Raw genomic sequence first — 15,461 nt, 5'->3', positions numbered from 1 at the left:
GCCGGCTACGCGGTGCTGGGCCGGTGGCGGGAGCGCTACGAGGACGTCGACTACCGGCGGGCGGTCGACATGCTCGAGAGCCTCGGCGCCGAGCACCTCGCGGAGCGCACCTTCGGCACGCTGTCGGAAGGCGAACGCAAGCGGGTGCTGATCGCCCGCGCCCTGATGACCGACCCCGAACTGCTGCTGCTCGACGAACCGGCCGCCGGCCTCGACCTGGGCGGCCGTGAGGAGTTGGTGGCCCGGCTGACCGACCTGGCCGCCGACCCCGATGCGCCGGCGCTGGTGCTGGTCACGCACCACGTGGAGGAGATCCCGCCCGGCTTCAGCCACTGCATGCTGCTGTCGGAGGGCCGGGTGGTCGCGGCGGGTCTGCTGCCCGACGTGCTGACCGCGGAGAACCTGTCCGCCGCGTTCGGTCAGTCGATCGCCCTCGAAGTCGTCGACGGGCGCTATTTCGCCCGGCGCGTCCGCACCCGCGCCGCCCACCGGAGGAACGCATGACCGCACCGGAAGACCGGGCCCCTCTCGTTCCTCCCCTTGTTCCAAGGCCCGCCGCGACCGTGATGCTCGTCCGCGACACCGCCGAGGGAATCGCGGTGTTCCTGATGCGGCGGCACGCACGGATGCACTTCGCCGCGGGAACGATGGTGTTCCCCGGCGGCGGCGTCGACGACCGCGACCGCAACGCCGATATCGCGTGGGCCGGCCCGCCGCCGCAGTGGTGGGCGCAGCGGTTCGGCATCGAACCCGACCTGGCCGAGGCGCTGGTGTGCGCCGCCGCGCGCGAGACCTTCGAGGAGTCGGGGGTGCTGTTCGCCGGTCCGGCCGACCAGTCCCTTTCGGCGCGGAACGGCATCGTCGGTGACGCCTCGGTGTACCGCGAGTCCCGCGAGGCGCTGGCCGGCGGCACGCTGTCGTTCGCCGACTTCCTGCGCCGCGAAAACCTGGTGCTGCGATCCGACCTGCTGCGGCCCTGGGCCAACTGGGTGACCCCGGAGGCCGAGCGCACCCGCCGCTACGACACCTATTTCTTTGTGGGGGCCCTGCCGGAGGGACAGCGGGCCGACGGGCAGAACACCGAGTCCGACCGCGCCGGCTGGACGACGCCGCAGGCCGCCATCGACGACTTCGCGGCCGGCCGCTGCTTCCTGCTGCCGCCGACCTGGACGCAGCTGGACTCGCTGGCCGGTCGCACCGTCGCCGACGTGCTGGCCGTCGAGCGTCAGATCGTCACGGTGCAGCCGCACCTCGAGATCCAGGGCGACAACTGGGTTTTCGAGTTCTTCGACTCCGACCGCTACCACCAGGCCCGCGAGGCGGGCGGGATGGGGTGGCGGCATTGAGGGAGTTCGTCAGTGTCGTGGTCAGCGACGGGTCGCGGGACGCCGGCCTGGCCATGCTGCTCGTAGCGCGGCCGCCCACCAACGCGATGACCCGGCAGGTCTACCGCGAGATCGTCTCCGCGGCAGACGAACTGGGGCGACGTGACGATGTCGCCGCCGTGATCCTCTTCGGCGGCCACGAAATCTTTTCCGCCGGTGACGACATGCCCGAGCTCAAGACGCTGACCGCAACGGAGGCCGATGCCGCGGCCCGGGTGCGCCGCGAGGCCGTCGACGCCGTGGCGTCGATCCCCAAGCCGACGGTGGCCGCGATCACCGGGTACGCGCTGGGCGCCGGCCTCACCCTGGCGCTGGCCGCCGACTGGCGGGTCAGCGGCGACAACGTGAAGTTCGGCGCCACCGAGATCCTGGCCGGGCTCGTCCCGGGCGGCGGGGGAATGGCGCACCTGGCCCGCATCGCCGGGGCGAGCAGGGCCAAGGAGCTGGTGTTCAGCGGGCGCTTCTTCGACGCCGAGGAGGCCCTGGCGCTGGGGCTGATCGACGAGATGGTCGCCCCCGACGACGTGTACGACGCCGCCGCGGCGTGGGCGCGCCGCTTCCTGGAGGGGCCGCGGGGCGCCCTGGCCGCCGCCAAGGCGGGAATCAATGCCGTTTTCGGTCCGCCGCCGGGAGCCGATTAGGCTGCCCTGCATGACGACGAGTTCGACCGACGCCGCTCCCAACCCGCACGCCACCGCCGAGCAGGTGGAAGCGGCGCGGCACGACAGCAAGCTCGCCCAGGTGCTCTACCACGACTGGGAGGCCGAGACCTACGACGAGAAGTGGTCGATCTCCTACGACCAGCGCTGCATCGACTACGCCAGGGATTGCTTCGACGGCATCGTGCCCGATGACGCCGTCGACGAGCTGCCCTATGACCGCGCCCTCGAATTGGGTTGTGGGACGGGCTTTTTCCTGCTCAACCTGATCCAGTCGGGCGTCGCCCGGCGCGGGTCGGTCACCGACCTGTCGCCCGGCATGGTCAAGGTCGCCACCCGCAACGGGCAGGCGCTCGGGCTGGACATCGACGGCCGCGTGGCCGACGCCGAGGGCATCCCGTACGAGGACAACACGTTCGACCTGGTGGTCGGGCACGCCGTGCTGCATCACATCCCCGACGTCGAGCTGTCGCTGCGCGAGGCGATCCGGGTGCTGCGTCCCGGCGGGCGGTTCGTTTTCTGCGGCGAGCCGACCACCGTCGGTGACGGATACGCCCGCACGCTGTCCACCCTGACCTGGCGGATCGTCACCAATGCCACGAAGTTGCCGGGCCTGGGCGGCTGGCGGCGCCCGCAGGCGGAGCTAAACGAGTCCTCGCGCGCCGCGGCGCTGGAGGCGCTCGTCGACCTGCACACCTTCGCGCCCCGAGACCTGGAGCGGATGGCCGCCAACGCCGGCGCGGTCGAGGTGCGCACCGCCACCATAGAATTCACCGCCGCGATGCTGGGCTGGCCGCTTCGCACGTTCGAATGCGCGGTACCGCCGGGGCGCCTGGGCTGGGGCTGGGCGAAGTTCGCCTTCACCGGGTGGAAGGCGCTGAGCTGGGTGGATGCCAACGTGTCGCGGCACCTGGTGCCGAAGGGCTGGTTCTACAACGTGATGGTCACCGGGGTCAAACCCTCCTGAGTGCGGGTTATCGCTTCACCGCCGACGACGTCAGCTACCTGCGGTCGGAGTCGGGCGCCGCGGCGCTGGCGTTCGTCGGCGAACTCCAGCTGACCGAAGCCACCCGCATCGCCGACGTCGGCGCCGCGCGCGCCCGGTTCGGGGATCGGGCGGCGGCGCTGGTGGAGACGACGCTGCTGCGCCGCCGCGCCCCGGAGAAACTGGGCGAGTTCGGTGACGTGTCGCAGTGGCTGTTCACCGACGAGGCGCTGCAGCAGGCCACCGCCGCGCCGGTGGCCCTGCACCGGGCCGGCCGGCTCGCAATCGGGGCGGGACGCCCAGACGTCTTGGTGCACGACGCGAGCTGCTCGATCGGCACCGAATTGGCCGCGCTGCGCGGCTTCGGGATCCGGGCGGTGGGCAGCGACATCGACCCGGTTCGGCTGGCGATGGCCCGCCACAACCTCGGGGCGGGCGCCGGCCTCTGCCGCGCCGATGCGCTGCACCCGGTGACGCGCGACGCGGTGGTCGTCGTCGACCCGGGGCGCCGCAGCGGCGGGCGGCGGCGCTTCCACGTCGACGACTACCAGCCCGGCCTGGGTCGGTTGATCGACGCCTACCGCGACCGCGAGTTCGCCGTAAAGTGTTCCCCCGGAATCGATTTCGATCACGTGCGACGCCTCGGTTTCGGCGGCGAGATCGAGGTGACGTCGTATCGCGGGTCGGTCCGGGAGGCGTGCCTGTGGTCGGCCGGGCTGTCGGGGCCGGGTGTGCGGCGGCGGGCGAGCGTGCTGGATCGCGGCGAGCAGATCACCGACACCGAACCGGACGAGTGCCCGGTGCGGCCGGCCGGGCGCTGGATCGTCGACCCCGACGGCGCCGTGGTCCGGGCCGGCCTGGTGCGCCACTACGGCGCGCGCCACGGGCTGTGGCAACTCGACCCCGACATCGCCTACCTGTGCGGGGATCGGCTGCCGCCCGGCGTGCGCGGCTTCGAGGTGCTCGAGCAGCTGGCGTTCGACGAGCGCCGGCTGCGGCGGGCGCTGGCCGCGCTGGACTGTGGGGCGCTGGAGATCCTGGTCCGCGGCGTGCGGGTGGATCCCGACGCGCTGCGCGGACGGCTGCGGCCGCGCGGCGACCGACCGCTGTCGGTCGTCATCACCCGCATCGGCTCCGGGGCCGGCGGTCGTGCGGTGGCCTTCGTGTGCCGTCCCTCGCGATAACGCGCGGGTAGGCTGGCTGCGGTCATGCTGGTAGGCGCCCCGCCCTTTCATCTGCGAGGACATTCGACGATGCGTTACCCGACAGCGGCCGCGGTGCTGTCCGCCGCGGTGATGCTGGCCTGGCCGGCGGCGCCTCGGTCGGCCGCCGAGCCGCCGTCGTGCGCCGCCCTGGGCGGCACCCTCGAGGCCGGGCAGATGTGTCGCCTGCACGCCACCGGCCCCACGTACATGCTCAACATGACGTTTCCCGCCGACTATCCCGACGAGCAGGCGCTGACCGACTACATCACGCAGAACCGCGACGGGTTCATCAACGTCGCGCAGGGATCCGGGCCGCGCGACCAGCCCTACCAGATGGAAGCCACCACCGAGCAGCACACCTCCGGCCAGCCGCCGCACAACACCCGCAGCGTCGTGCTGAAGTTCTTCCAGGACGTCGGCGGGTCACGCACATCCACCTGGTACAAGGCCTTCAACTACAACCTCGGGAGCAAGCAGCCCATCACCTTCGACAACCTGTTCGCGCCGGGCACGACCCCGTTGGACAGCATCTTCCCGATCGTGCAGCGCGACCTGAACCGCCAAAACCCGTTCGGGGCGGCGATATTGCCGTCGAACGGGCTTGACCCGTCGCATTATCAGAACTTCGCCATCACCGACGACCAGCTGATCTTCTACTTCGCCCCGGGTGAGATGCTCCCGGCGTTCGCCGGCCCCGCCCAGGCGCAGGTGCCCCGCAATGCCATTCCGCCGCTGGCGATCTAGGTGGCGATCGCGAGCGCGGCGGAGCCGGGCGTGGCGGGTCGCACCATCGATCTAGGTGGCGACCACCTCAAACTCGAGCCGGCCCAGCAGCACCGCCGTCGCCCCCAGCAAGAGCCCGTGGACGATCAGCAGGACGAGGGTCGCGGCGATGTCCGCGGGCCGGCCGCGCGTGCTCATGCGGGCCTTCAGGCCGGCCCGAAACTGAACACCTGGCCGTCGCTGGTGGCGGCCACCACCCGGCGATCGTTACCGACCGCCACGCCGACGGGATAGCCGGTCGCCGCGGGCAGCGGATAGCTGTTGACGGTGTGACCGTTGGCCGGGTCGAAGACCAGCACCGACATGCCGGGCGCGCCGTCGGCGACCGGACCGCCGACCACCGCGTAACCGACGCCGCCGCCGGCCAGGCTCGATGACGACAGCGGCATGACGTCGTCGCGGCGCCAGACGGCGTCGGCGTGGTCGCCGGCGTCCTTGAACGCCGCGAGCCGGGTGTCGGGCCCGCCGCCCGACACGATCAGCCCCTGCGGGGTGACCGCGGGCGGCGTCTGCGCCAAAAAGCCCAGCGGCGCCGACCATTTGGCCTTCCCGTCGGCGGCGTGCAACGCCCACAGCCGTTGGTCGCGGCCGTTGACGTACACGGTCGACCCGTCGGCGGACAACACCGGGCTGGCGATGACGCCGGCGCCCACGGCGTCGCTCGTCCATTCCCGGCTGAGCAGCGGGGGCTGGCCCGCGTGGTACTTCAGCCCGACCAGCCCCGCCGCCGGGGCGCCCGGCTGCCAGACGCCCAGCACCACGATCCCGGTGCCCGCGGAATAGGCCGGCGCGGCCGCGACCGGGCAGCCCTGCCGGGCGGGGGCGCAATCGGCCAACCCGCGGGTCGCATCGGTCGGGTCGACGCCGTCCACCAGGTCGAGTGGGCTGCCGGCCACCTCGCCGCGGTGGGAGTCGAAGGCCATGACCTGTCCCAAATGCGTGGCGACGAGCAGCTGGCCGTGCCCGAGAAACCTTGGGGTGGTGGGCATTCCGATGACCGGCTGCCGCCATCGGGTCCACTGGGTCACCGGAAACGACAGGAGGGCCCCCGGTTGCCCGACGTAGAGGTTGTCGAAGCCGTCGAACAACGGGCCCGCGAAGCCCCCACCCTGAACCAGCCGGACACACCAGCGCTGGCGGCCGTTGTCATCGTTCTGCCACTCCATCAGCGAACACCCGGCCGAGGTCTGGGCGTTCAGCGCGAGATAGCTGCGCGCGCTGAGCGCCGGCCCGGCCGCCAGGCTGCCCTTGACCGCTCGCGTCCACTGCAGCGACAGCTTGGTCGCGCCGCCCGTCGCGGTGTAGCTGCTGTTGGCGGCGTCGCCGTATTGGGCGGCCCAGCCCTGCGCGGCCGAGGCGTCGACCCAGGAGTCGGTGTTGCCGCAGCCGCCGAGCCCGATCGTGAGCGCGCCCGCCAGCGCCGCACAGGACGAACGCCGAAGCCCACGCAGGAGATGTCGGGCAAGCACCTCGGGTTTCCAATTCCTCGTGGGCGGGCGGCGATCGAGTACAGGTGAGGGTAACCCGTGCGGGCTCCGATAGGCTTTCCGGCCATGACGAGCATGTGGAATGCTCCGCTTCATCGCCGCTGGCGTGGATCGAACCTGCGGGACCCTCGCCAGGCCAAGTTCCTCACGCTGGCCTCGCTGAAGTGGGTGCTGGCCAATCGTGCCTACACCCCGTGGTACCTGGTGCGCTACTGGCGGCTGCTGAAGTTCAAGCTGGCCAACCCGCACATCATCACCCGGGGGATGGTGTTCCTCGGCAAGGGTGTCGAGATCCACGCGACGCCCGAGCTGTCGGAGCTGGAGATCGGCCGCTGGGTGCACATCGGGGACAAGAACACCATCCGCGCGCACGAGGGATCGCTGCGGTTCGGCGACAAGGTCGTGCTGGGCCGTGACAACGTCATCAACACCTACCTCGACATCGAGCTCGGCGATTCCGTGTTGATGGCCGACTGGTGCTACGTCTGCGACTTCGACCACCGCATGGACGACATCAACCTGCCGATCAAGGATCAGGGCATCGTCAAGTCCCCGGTCCGGATCGGCCCCGACACCTGGGTGGGGGTCAAGGTGACGGTGCTGCGCGGCACGTCCATCGGGCGAGGCTGCGTACTGGGGTCGCACGCCGTGGTCCGCGGCGTCATTCCCGACTACTCGATCGCGGTCGGCGCACCGGCCAAGGTGGTCAAGAACCGGCAGCTGTCGTGGGAGAGCTCGGCCGCGCAGCGCGCCGAACTCGCGGCCGCCCTGGCCGACATCGAACGCAAGAAGGCGGCCCGTTAGCCCGCCTCATTCGGCGTGATCGTCGACCTTGTAATCGAAGCTGACATCGCCGGCGTCGACGCTGGTGACGGTCACCGAGATGCCGTACTTCTGGCCGGAATCGGTCAGTTCGCACCGGAGTGTGGCGCCCACGACGCCCTTCAGGTTTTCCGGGCAGGTCACCGAATCGGGCTTGCGGCCCACCTGCTGGGTCAGCTTGTTGCTGAGGATGCCGGCGACCTGGTTCTTGTCGACGGTCTCCACCATGTCGAACTTGACGTCGTTGCCGTTGACGCTGGTGACGGTGACGTTGACGTTGAAGGTCTGGCCCTTGACCTTCATCGTGCAGTTCAGCTGGGCCCCGACCTTGGCGGGCAGGTCATTCGGGCACGAAACCGATTCGGGCTTGTTGCCGGCGGCGTCGGTCCACTTGGAGGTGATCTGGTTGGCGACGTCGCCCTTGCTCACCGCATGCTTCGACGTGACCGAACACGAACAGGCGCCGGCGCCGGCCATCAGCCCCGCGGCGGCACCCGCAACCAGCAACGTCCGGACGGTCGAGCGAGCCATAGCGCCTCCCGAGGGCGAACCGACAACTGTGAATCGGCTGATAATCGCATGCCAATTACCTTCGGGTTGGACGAATCGCTCAGATGCTCTGATATCGGCGCAGCGCCTCGGCGCGCTCGGCGGCATGGTCGACGATCGGCGCCGGGTAGCCCTGTGGCCGTTCCGTTCTCAGGTGCGCGTCGTCGGCCGAGCGCAACTCGGGCACCCAGCGCCGGATGTAGTCGCCCGACGGATCGAACCTCTCGCCCTGCGTGACCGGGTTGAAGACCCGGAAATACGGGGCGGCGTCGGTGCCGGATCCGGCGCACCACTGCCAGCCGTGCTGGTTGTTGGCCATGTCGCCGTCGACCAGCTGATCCAGGAACCATCGCGCGCCCCACTGCCACGGCAGGTGCAGGTCCTTGACCAGAAACGACGCGACGGTCATCCGCACCCGATTGTGCATGAAGCCGGTCTCGCGCAATTGACGCATCCCCGCGTCGACGAAAGGAAACCCGGTCTGGCCGGTCTTCCAGGCCTCGAAGCGGCCCTCGGCCTCGGGGCCCGTGTCGGTCTGGATGCTGTCGAACTGACTGTTCCAGTTTTGCCACGCGCTGGCCGGCCAGTGGTGCAGCACGTCGGCGTAGAAATCGCGAAACGCCAACTCCCGCAGGAACGCTTGCGCCCCCGCGCTGCGCATGTCGAGGTCGGCGACCATGGTGCGGGGATGGATGGACCCGAACTTCAGGTGCGCCGACATCCGGCTGGTGCCCGTCACGTAGGGCCGGTTGCGGTCCTGGGAGTAGCTGTGTAATCCGTTGTCCACGAACGACTTCCATTGCTTGAGCGCCGCCGCCTCGCTGGCGGCCACGTCGAGCGCTGCGCCGGGATCGGGTATCTCGCATCGCTTGATCGGCAGCCGCGCCGGGTCGAGCCAGCGCGCGGACCCGGCGCCCGATTCGGCCGGCTTCCGCCAGCCGAACGCGCGCCACTCGCGCAGGAACGGGGTGAACACCCGGTAGGGGGAGCCGTCCTTCTTCGTCACTCGGCCGGGGGAGACCAGGTACGGCGAGCCCGTCGCCACCAACGGCACGGAATCCAGTGCCGCGCGCACCCGTTCGTCACGGCGCACCCCGTACGGGGCGAAATCCTCCGAGATGTGCACCGACGACGCGCCGATCTCCTCGGCGATGCGCGGGACCTGCGTCTCGGGCCGCCCGCGGGTCACCAGTAGCCGGCCGTCCAGGTCGTCCCGTAGGTGCCCCAGGGAGTCAGCCAGGAATTGGAGCCTGCGCCGCCCCGACGAAGCCTCCAGCCGCGGATCGAGGACGAAGCAGGCGAGCACATCGCCGTCGGCTCGGGCGGCCGCGGCCAGGGCCGGGTGATCGCGCAACCGCAGGTCTCGGCGAAACCACAGCAGCGTCGGCATGATTCGATGTCCCCCTCAGCGATTGAGCCTCCAGATGCCGGTGGCCAGCACGGTGGCGAAGGCGCACCACAGCGGGTACGGCGACAGCGCGGCGCCGGCGCGTGGGTCGGCCTGCGCGGTCCGCCGCGCGAGGTCGGCGCTGCTCGCCGTCAGTATCGCGGCGCCCACGGCGGAAGCGCCGAGCTTGTGATAACGAAAGAAGAGCCAGCTCCAGCCGGCGTTTATCAGCAGGTTCACGCCCAGTGCCGCCGCGTAGCGGCGCGCCTCGTCGTGTTGTCCGGCCGCGCGCATCCGGTCGATGGCGACCGCCGACGTCGCCGCGATGTCGGCGTACAGGGCGGTCCACACCACGGGAAAGGCGGCGTTGGGCGGTCGGTACGGCGGCTTGCGAAGCCGCGCATACCATACCGGGACGCTTCGCGTGCTGGCGATGCTTCCGGTGGCGGCGGCCACCGCGATGGCGACCGTGGTCGCGGCGAGTGTTGACTTGTTCACTTCGTGCTCCATTCATGTTGCCGCTCTTCGGTTCTGGCGTGGGAGGGGTAGTTGGGCCACCAGATGCGGTCGCCGACGAGGGCGAACAGCGCGGGGATGACCAGGGTGCGCACGATGAAGGTGTCGAGCAGGATGCCGAGGCCGACGATGATGCCCAGTTGCGTCAGGACGATCAAGGGCAACACCCCCAGCACGCAGAAGACGGCCGCCAAAACGATTCCTGCGCTGGTGATCACGCCACCGGTGGCCGACACCGCGCGGACCATCCCCTCGCGGGCACCGCGCTGCGCGGCCTCCTCGCGTGCCCTGGTCACCAGGAAGATGGTGTAGTCGACGCCGAGGGCGGCCAGGAACAAGAAGGCGAACAAGGGAGTGCTGTTGTCCAGCGCGGGGAATCCGAAGACGTGGATGCTAGCCCAGCCGCCGATGCCCAGCGCGGCCAGTGCGCCGAGAATCGTTGCGGCGAGCAGGGTCGGCGGCGCCAGCGCCGAACGCAGCAGCACATACAGGACGACCAGGATCACCGCCAGGATCGCCGGGATCACCACCGACCGATCGTGCGCGGCGGCGTCCCGGACGTCAAGCGCCTGCGCGTCGGCGCCGCCCACCAGCGCCCCGGGAGCGACGCCTTTGGCAGAATCCCTCAGCGCCGCAACCACTTCGAATGCCCGGCCGGATGACGGCGGGGCGTCGATCACGACGGACCACTTCGTCAGGCCCGTGCCCGACCGGCCCGTTTCGGACGCCGAGACCACGCCGGGGGTGGAACGGATGGCCTGCTGCAATTGCGCCGCCTGCGCGGAGGGGCCGATGATCAGCGTGGGGCTGGCCATACCGCCGGGAAAATGCGCCGCCACGACGTCGTAGCCGGCCACCGAATCGGCCCGCACCCGGAATTGCTCCGTCTGGGACAATCCGATTCGCGTTCCGAGCAGGCCGGTGGCCAGGGCCGCCAGGAGCGTGATCGCGACCGCTGCCACCACGGCCGGACGCCGGTCCACCCATTCGGCGACCCGGTGCCAGGCCCCGGAATCGGGCGTGGCGCCGTCGTCGGCGCGTGGGATGAAGGGCCAGAACACGCGCCGCCCGCACAACGCGAGCACCGGCGGCAACACCACCAGGACCGACACCGCGGCGATAACCAGTCCGCACGCCGCCAGGGCGCCCAGGCTGCGGGTGCTCGGCGTCGATGCCAACAGCAGGGTCGACAACGCCAGAACCACGGTGGCGTTGCTGGCGACGATGGCCGGCCCCGCCATGCGCACCGCCCGGCGCAGCGCGTCACGGTGTTCGGGATGGCGCGAAAGTTCTTGCCGGTAGCGCGAAATCAGCAGGAGCGCGTAATTGGTACCCGCGCCGAACACCAACACGCTGGTGATCCCGGAGGTGGCCCCGTCGAAGCTCAGCCCGGTCAGCGCCGCCACCCCGGTGCCCACGGCCGCCGCCACCCGATCGGCGAACCCGATCACGAGTAGCGGCGCCAGCCACAGCACCGGCGATCGGTAGGTCGCGATCAACAGCAGCGCCACCACCGACGCCGTCACCGCCAGCAGGGTGACGTTGGCGTCGGTGAACGCGTTGGCGATGTCGGCGCCGAACGCCGGGCCTCCGGTGACGTGGGCCCGCAGGTCCGCGGGCAGGTCGGTGCCGGCGGCGGCGCGCAGGGCGGCGACGGCGTCGTCCAGGGGCAGCCCCGACAGCCCGGCGCTCACGGCAACCACGCCGACGGCCGCTTTGCCGTCGGCCGAGACAATGACCGGTGCCGTGGACGGGTCGTGGGTGAGCGCCAGCATCCGGTCGCGGGCCGCCCGGGCGGCGCCGACGTCCGCCGGTGCCAGCGCCCCGCCGTCGCCCCGGCTGACCACGACGATCAGCGGAACCCGGTCGCCCCCGGGGAACTGTCGGGCCAGTGCGTCGACCTTTGCGGAGTCGGAACCGGACGGCACCGACACCGGCGCCTGCCCCGCCGCCGCGTTTCCGCCGATGAGCACGATGAGGCCGATACCCAGCAGAACCGCCGCCAACCCGGGCAGCCAGGAGCGCCGGCCCGTCACCGCAGCGGCGAGGCTGTCCCACATCACGCGCACAATCATTTCAGTCACTTAACCATTAATCAAGTTAACAATCCGGCCTTTCGGCGGTATGCTGCGAGTCTGATGGAAGACGCCACCGAACGGGTTCGGCTCGAATCGCTGATCGCGGCCGACGCGCGTGCCCTCACCGCCGAGTCCGACCAGTTGGGTCGCGTCTTTGCCGCGGCGCATCAGTTGCGTCCCAGCGATTTTCGCGCCCTGCTGCACATCCTGGTGGCCGAAACCTCGGGAACGCCGCTGACATCCGGGGAGCTGCGCCAGAAGATGGGTTTGTCGGCGGCGGCGATCACCTACCTCGTCGAGCGCATGATCAACTCCGGACACATCCGGCGCGACTCCGACGCCGCGGACCGGCGAAAGGTCGTCCTGCGCTACTCGGAGCCCGGGATGGCCACCGCCCGCTCGTTCTTCACCCCACTGGGGACGCACACGCGCGCGGCGCTCGATGACGTGCCCGAAGCGGACCTTGCCGCGGCGCATCGGGTCTTCACCGCGCTCATCGCCGCAATGGGTCACTTTCAGGGGGAGTTGCGCGCGCGCCAGCCCTAGCGCGCCGGTGCCGTGGCCCCGCCGTGCGGTCCGATTCACCATGAAAAGCTCGTAGCTGCCATCGCGCCAGCGATTCGGGCGCCCACCAGTTCAGGCCTCCCAGCACGTGCATGAAGGCCGGCACCAGCAGCGTCCGCACCAGTGTCGCATCGATCAGGACGGCGATGGTCAGCCCCAGGCCGAACATGCGCATGAAGGACACGCCAGCGGAAATCAGGGCGGCGAACGAGATCGACATGATCAGCGCCGCGGCAGTGATCACCCTGCCCGTGTGGGCGAGACCCAGTGCGATGCTCTCGTCGTTGTCCGCGCGGGTTCGGGGCGAGTCCAGCCAGTGTTCGCGGATCCGGGACAGCAAAAAAACCTCGTAGTCCATCGACAGCCCGAATGCGATGCAAAACATCAGCACGGGGACGTTCACGGCCAGCGTGCCGGTCGAGGTGGTGCCGGCGGCGCCCAGGTGACCGTCTTGGAAGATCCACACCAGGGCGCCGAAGGCGGCGGTCAGCGACAGCACATTGAGCAGCACCGCCTTGACCGGAAGGATCACGCTGCCCGTGAGGAAAAAGAGCAGCACCAGCGTGACGACCGCAATGAAACCGAATACGAACGGCAGGCGCGACGTGATGCCGTTCACGCAATCACGATTCGTCTGCGCCATCCCGGTGAACTGCGCCGGTCGGTGCAGGGGCGGCGCGACCGCGTGCAACCGGTCCAATTGCGTCTCGGAGGCTTCCGTGTAGAGCGGGGCGGTGCTGTCGACTGTGAGATAGGCGCTGCCACCGGCCAATCCGGCCGGGGCCGACGGCGGGCCCCGATACTCGCCGGCGACGAACGTGCCGGTCGGCGCGGACACCGCCGAGACATTCGCGACCAGGGACAGCGCAGAGGCGTAGTTTCCCAGGTCCGTACTGGTCAGGCCGCCCGTCTGAGGAAGGACGATCCGCACCCGGGTCTCCGAGTCCGTGCGGAATTCGCTGCGGATCCGGTCGCTGACGATGCGGGCGGACGACGACGTCGGCAGAACCCGGTCGTCCGGATAGCCCCATCTGACCCCGAGAAACGGTGCGCCCAGCGCAAGCAGTATCGCCGTGACCGCCAGGCCAACCGGAATCGCCCGGCGCATAACCGCTTTCGCGGTCCGGTACCAGAAGCTCTGGTCGAGGCTCCGCGGCGGTGGGGCCGGGCGGCGAAGCAGCCGGCGACCCAGGTGCCAAATGTTGAGTGCGTCGAGCCGGTCCCCGATCACGCCGATGGCGGCCGGCGCCACCACGACCGCCGCGAGCGCCGCGAAAGCCACCACGGCCGTCCCGGCGTAGGCGAAGGACTTGAGGAAGTACATCGGAAAAAGCGCGGTCGCGGCCAGCCCCAGGGCCACCGTGGTCGCAGAGAACAGCACCGTGCGTCCGGCGGTGGTTACGGTTTTCACCAAGGCCTCGTCGCGGCTCGTCCCGGCGGCCAGCTCGTCGCGATACCGGCTGATGATCAGCAGGGTGTAGTCGACGGCCAGGGCGAACCCCAGCGCCACCGTTACGTTGAGGGCGAAGATCGACACGTTGGTGAGCAACGCGATCGCGCGCAACACCGCGAGCGAACCCAGGATCGCCAATCCGCCCACGGCCACGGGCAGCGCCGCCGCCGACAACCCGCCGAACACCCACACCAGCGCGAGGAAACTCAGCGGTATGGCGACGAACTCCATTCGCAGCAGGTCCTTTTCGGTCTGCCGGTTGACCTGTTCGTAGACGAGGGCCGACCCGCCCGCCTGCACCGTGACCCCGTCGCGGTCGTGCGCGAACCGCTCCGCCAGCATCTGGGCGTGCTCGGGTGCGCTGTTCTCGTCGCCCTTGAGGGCGACCAGAATCATCGCGGCCTTGCCGTCGGCACTGAGCAGGCCCGGGGCTGGTTGCGCGTCCCACGGCGATGTCACCTGCGACACGAACGGAGATTGGGCAAGCCGCTGGGCGATGTCGATGCCGGCGGCTCGCGCCGGTCCGTCTTTGGCGCCGCTCGCCGAACTGACCAGCAGGACCAGGCCCATTCCGCCCTGATCGAATTTCTCGGCGAGGATCGCGGCGGCGCGGGCCGATTCGGAAGCCGGGTCGACGAATCCGCCTCCGGAGAGGCTTTTCGCGGCGGGTACGCCGAAAACGGCAGCGGCAATCGCCAACAGCACGGCGACGCCCAGAACCCGTCGTGGGGCCGCCACGGCGAGCCGGGCCAGTCGCGCCACCATATGCCGCCCTCCGGAGTGATCCGCCGTACCGGCCCGACGTTCGAGACCGAGATTACGTTAAGATTCTTAACCATTCAAGTACTTAACTAAATCTGGTTGTTGCGCTAGGCTTGCGTGCGTCGCGCGGTGGTGATCGGGATACCACCGGACAACTGGACGAGAGGAACGGGGTAGCTGTGCTCGGGGCGATCAAGGCGATGGTAGAGCCGGTCATCGGGGCCGCGGGTTCGGTGGTCGGCTACCGGCACAACACCCCGCAGCCCGAATACAGTGCGGAGAAACTGGCCGGGGACGTCGAGATCCGCCGGTATGGTGCGCGAATCGCCGCAGAGACGACGGTCACCGCCGGCGAAGAGGCCGCCCGCAATGCCGGCTTCCGCCGCCTCGCCCGCTACATATTCGGCGCCAACCACGCGGACGAGAAGATTGAGATGACGGCGCCGGTGGCGCAGCGGTCCGTGGCCAAGCGGGGCGAGAAGATCGCGATGACCACCCCGGTGTCGCAAGAGGCCGCCGGCGAGGGCGAATGGGCGATCCGATTCTTCATGCCCGCCGGCAAGACGCTGGAGTCGCTGCCCGAGCCCGACGACGCCCGGGTGAGGCTGGTCAGCGTGCCTCCGGAGACGATCGCCGTGCGCCGTTTCACCGGTGGCTGGAGTCCCCGCGCCGTGGCCGCGCAGACCGTCGAATTGTTGAACACCCTGCGCGAAAACGGTTTCGAGCCCATCGATACGCCGGCGTCCTGGTTCTACGATCCGCCATGGACGATCCCGGCGCTGCGCCGCAACGAGGTCGCCGTGCGGGTCGGGCCGACTTCCTGACC

At 70.0% G+C, this 15,461-nt stretch carries 15 protein-coding genes and 1 pseudogene; 9 read left to right on the top strand and 7 right to left on the bottom strand.

What is annotated here, in order from left to right:
- The 6 genes and pseudogenes from VMD50_RS16775 to VMD50_RS16750 form a co-directional block, all read left to right on the top strand.
- Positions 1 to 504: ABC transporter ATP-binding protein (locus VMD50_RS16775; RefSeq protein WP_325428851.1), on the top strand; the 504-nt coding region annotated here is incomplete at its 5' end.
- On the top strand, positions 501 to 1,346 hold the full coding sequence (locus VMD50_RS16770) for an NUDIX hydrolase (protein ID WP_325428850.1): 846 nt from the start codon (positions 501 to 503) through the stop codon (positions 1,344 to 1,346). The genes VMD50_RS16775 and VMD50_RS16770, both read left to right, overlap by 4 nt.
- Positions 1,343 to 2,014: pseudogene (locus tag VMD50_RS16765) on the top strand (enoyl-CoA hydratase); the annotation flags it as partial. The gene VMD50_RS16770 and the pseudogene VMD50_RS16765, both read left to right, overlap by 4 nt.
- 22 nt (positions 2,015 to 2,036) lie before the next feature.
- Positions 2,037 to 3,011, top strand: a complete 975-nt coding sequence (locus VMD50_RS16760) for a class I SAM-dependent methyltransferase (RefSeq protein ID WP_325428849.1) — start codon at positions 2,037 to 2,039, stop codon at positions 3,009 to 3,011.
- Positions 2,969 to 4,213 carry a class I SAM-dependent methyltransferase gene (locus tag VMD50_RS16755; RefSeq protein ID WP_325428857.1) on the top strand — a complete coding sequence of 415 codons (1,245 nt, stop codon included), beginning with the start codon at positions 2,969 to 2,971 and terminating at the stop codon, positions 4,211 to 4,213. The genes VMD50_RS16760 and VMD50_RS16755 overlap by 43 nt, the downstream gene beginning before the upstream one ends.
- Before the next feature lie 69 nt (positions 4,214 to 4,282).
- Complete coding sequence (locus tag VMD50_RS16750; protein WP_325428848.1) at positions 4,283 to 4,978, top strand: esterase; 696 nt, start codon at positions 4,283 to 4,285, stop codon at positions 4,976 to 4,978.
- Between the two features lie 51 nt (positions 4,979 to 5,029).
- Here VMD50_RS16750 and VMD50_RS16745 read toward each other — a convergent pair whose 3' ends face one another.
- Positions 5,030 to 5,155 carry a hypothetical protein gene (locus VMD50_RS16745; protein WP_325428847.1) on the bottom strand — a complete coding sequence of 42 codons (126 nt, stop codon included), beginning with the start codon at positions 5,153 to 5,155 and terminating at the stop codon, positions 5,030 to 5,032.
- 8 nt (positions 5,156 to 5,163) lie between these two features.
- Positions 5,164 to 6,468, bottom strand: coding sequence for an outer membrane protein assembly factor BamB family protein (locus tag VMD50_RS16740; protein WP_414686094.1), 1,305 nt, complete (start codon positions 6,466 to 6,468; stop codon positions 5,164 to 5,166).
- Positions 6,469 to 6,570: 102 nt separating this feature from the next.
- On the opposite strand from VMD50_RS16740, the gene VMD50_RS16735 reads away from it, so the two are divergent.
- Entirely contained in the window at positions 6,571 to 7,308 is a 738-nt protein-coding gene (locus VMD50_RS16735) for an acyltransferase (protein WP_325428845.1), read from the top strand.
- 6 nt (positions 7,309 to 7,314) lie between these two features.
- On the opposite strand, the gene VMD50_RS16730 is transcribed toward VMD50_RS16735, so the two are convergent.
- The 4 genes from VMD50_RS16730 to VMD50_RS16715 form a co-directional block, all read right to left on the bottom strand.
- Positions 7,315 to 7,857: an anti-apoptotic protein gene (locus VMD50_RS16730; RefSeq protein ID WP_325428844.1), complete on the bottom strand. Its 543-nt coding sequence runs from the start codon at positions 7,855 to 7,857 to the stop codon at positions 7,315 to 7,317.
- 79 nt (positions 7,858 to 7,936) lie between these two features.
- The gene (locus tag VMD50_RS16725; protein WP_325428843.1) at positions 7,937 to 9,265 is read right to left on the bottom strand and encodes a cryptochrome/photolyase family protein; all 1,329 of its coding nucleotides are present in this window, start codon (positions 9,263 to 9,265) and stop codon (positions 7,937 to 7,939) included.
- 15 nt (positions 9,266 to 9,280) lie between these two features.
- Positions 9,281 to 9,760, bottom strand: coding sequence for a TspO/MBR family protein (locus tag VMD50_RS16720; protein WP_325428842.1), 480 nt, complete (start codon positions 9,758 to 9,760; stop codon positions 9,281 to 9,283).
- A complete protein-coding gene (locus tag VMD50_RS16715; RefSeq protein ID WP_325428856.1) occupies positions 9,757 to 11,853 on the bottom strand; it encodes an MMPL family transporter in 2,097 nt (698 codons plus the stop codon). The genes VMD50_RS16720 and VMD50_RS16715 overlap by 4 nt, the downstream gene beginning before the upstream one ends.
- 63 nt (positions 11,854 to 11,916) lie before the next feature.
- Between VMD50_RS16715 and VMD50_RS16710 the strand changes: the two genes are divergently transcribed.
- Positions 11,917 to 12,402: a MarR family winged helix-turn-helix transcriptional regulator gene (locus VMD50_RS16710; protein ID WP_325428841.1), complete on the top strand. Its 486-nt coding sequence runs from the start codon at positions 11,917 to 11,919 to the stop codon at positions 12,400 to 12,402.
- On the opposite strand, the gene VMD50_RS16705 is transcribed toward VMD50_RS16710, so the two are convergent.
- On the bottom strand, positions 12,350 to 14,638 hold the full coding sequence (locus VMD50_RS16705; protein WP_325428840.1) for an MMPL family transporter: 2,289 nt from the start codon (positions 14,636 to 14,638) through the stop codon (positions 12,350 to 12,352). The genes VMD50_RS16710 and VMD50_RS16705 overlap by 53 nt on opposite strands.
- A gap of 176 nt (positions 14,639 to 14,814) precedes the next feature.
- Between VMD50_RS16705 and VMD50_RS16700 the strand changes: the two genes are divergently transcribed.
- Positions 14,815 to 15,459, top strand: coding sequence for an SOUL family heme-binding protein (locus VMD50_RS16700; protein ID WP_414686092.1), 645 nt, complete (start codon positions 14,815 to 14,817; stop codon positions 15,457 to 15,459).
- Positions 15,460 to 15,461: the final 2 nt, after the last annotated feature.

This window comes from Mycobacterium sp., from assembly GCF_035506235.1.
Taxonomy (GTDB): Bacteria; Actinomycetota; Actinomycetes; order Mycobacteriales; family Mycobacteriaceae; genus Mycobacterium.
The sequence above is the reverse complement of the archived record's forward strand: the minus strand, read 5'-3'. Positions and strand labels throughout refer to the sequence as shown.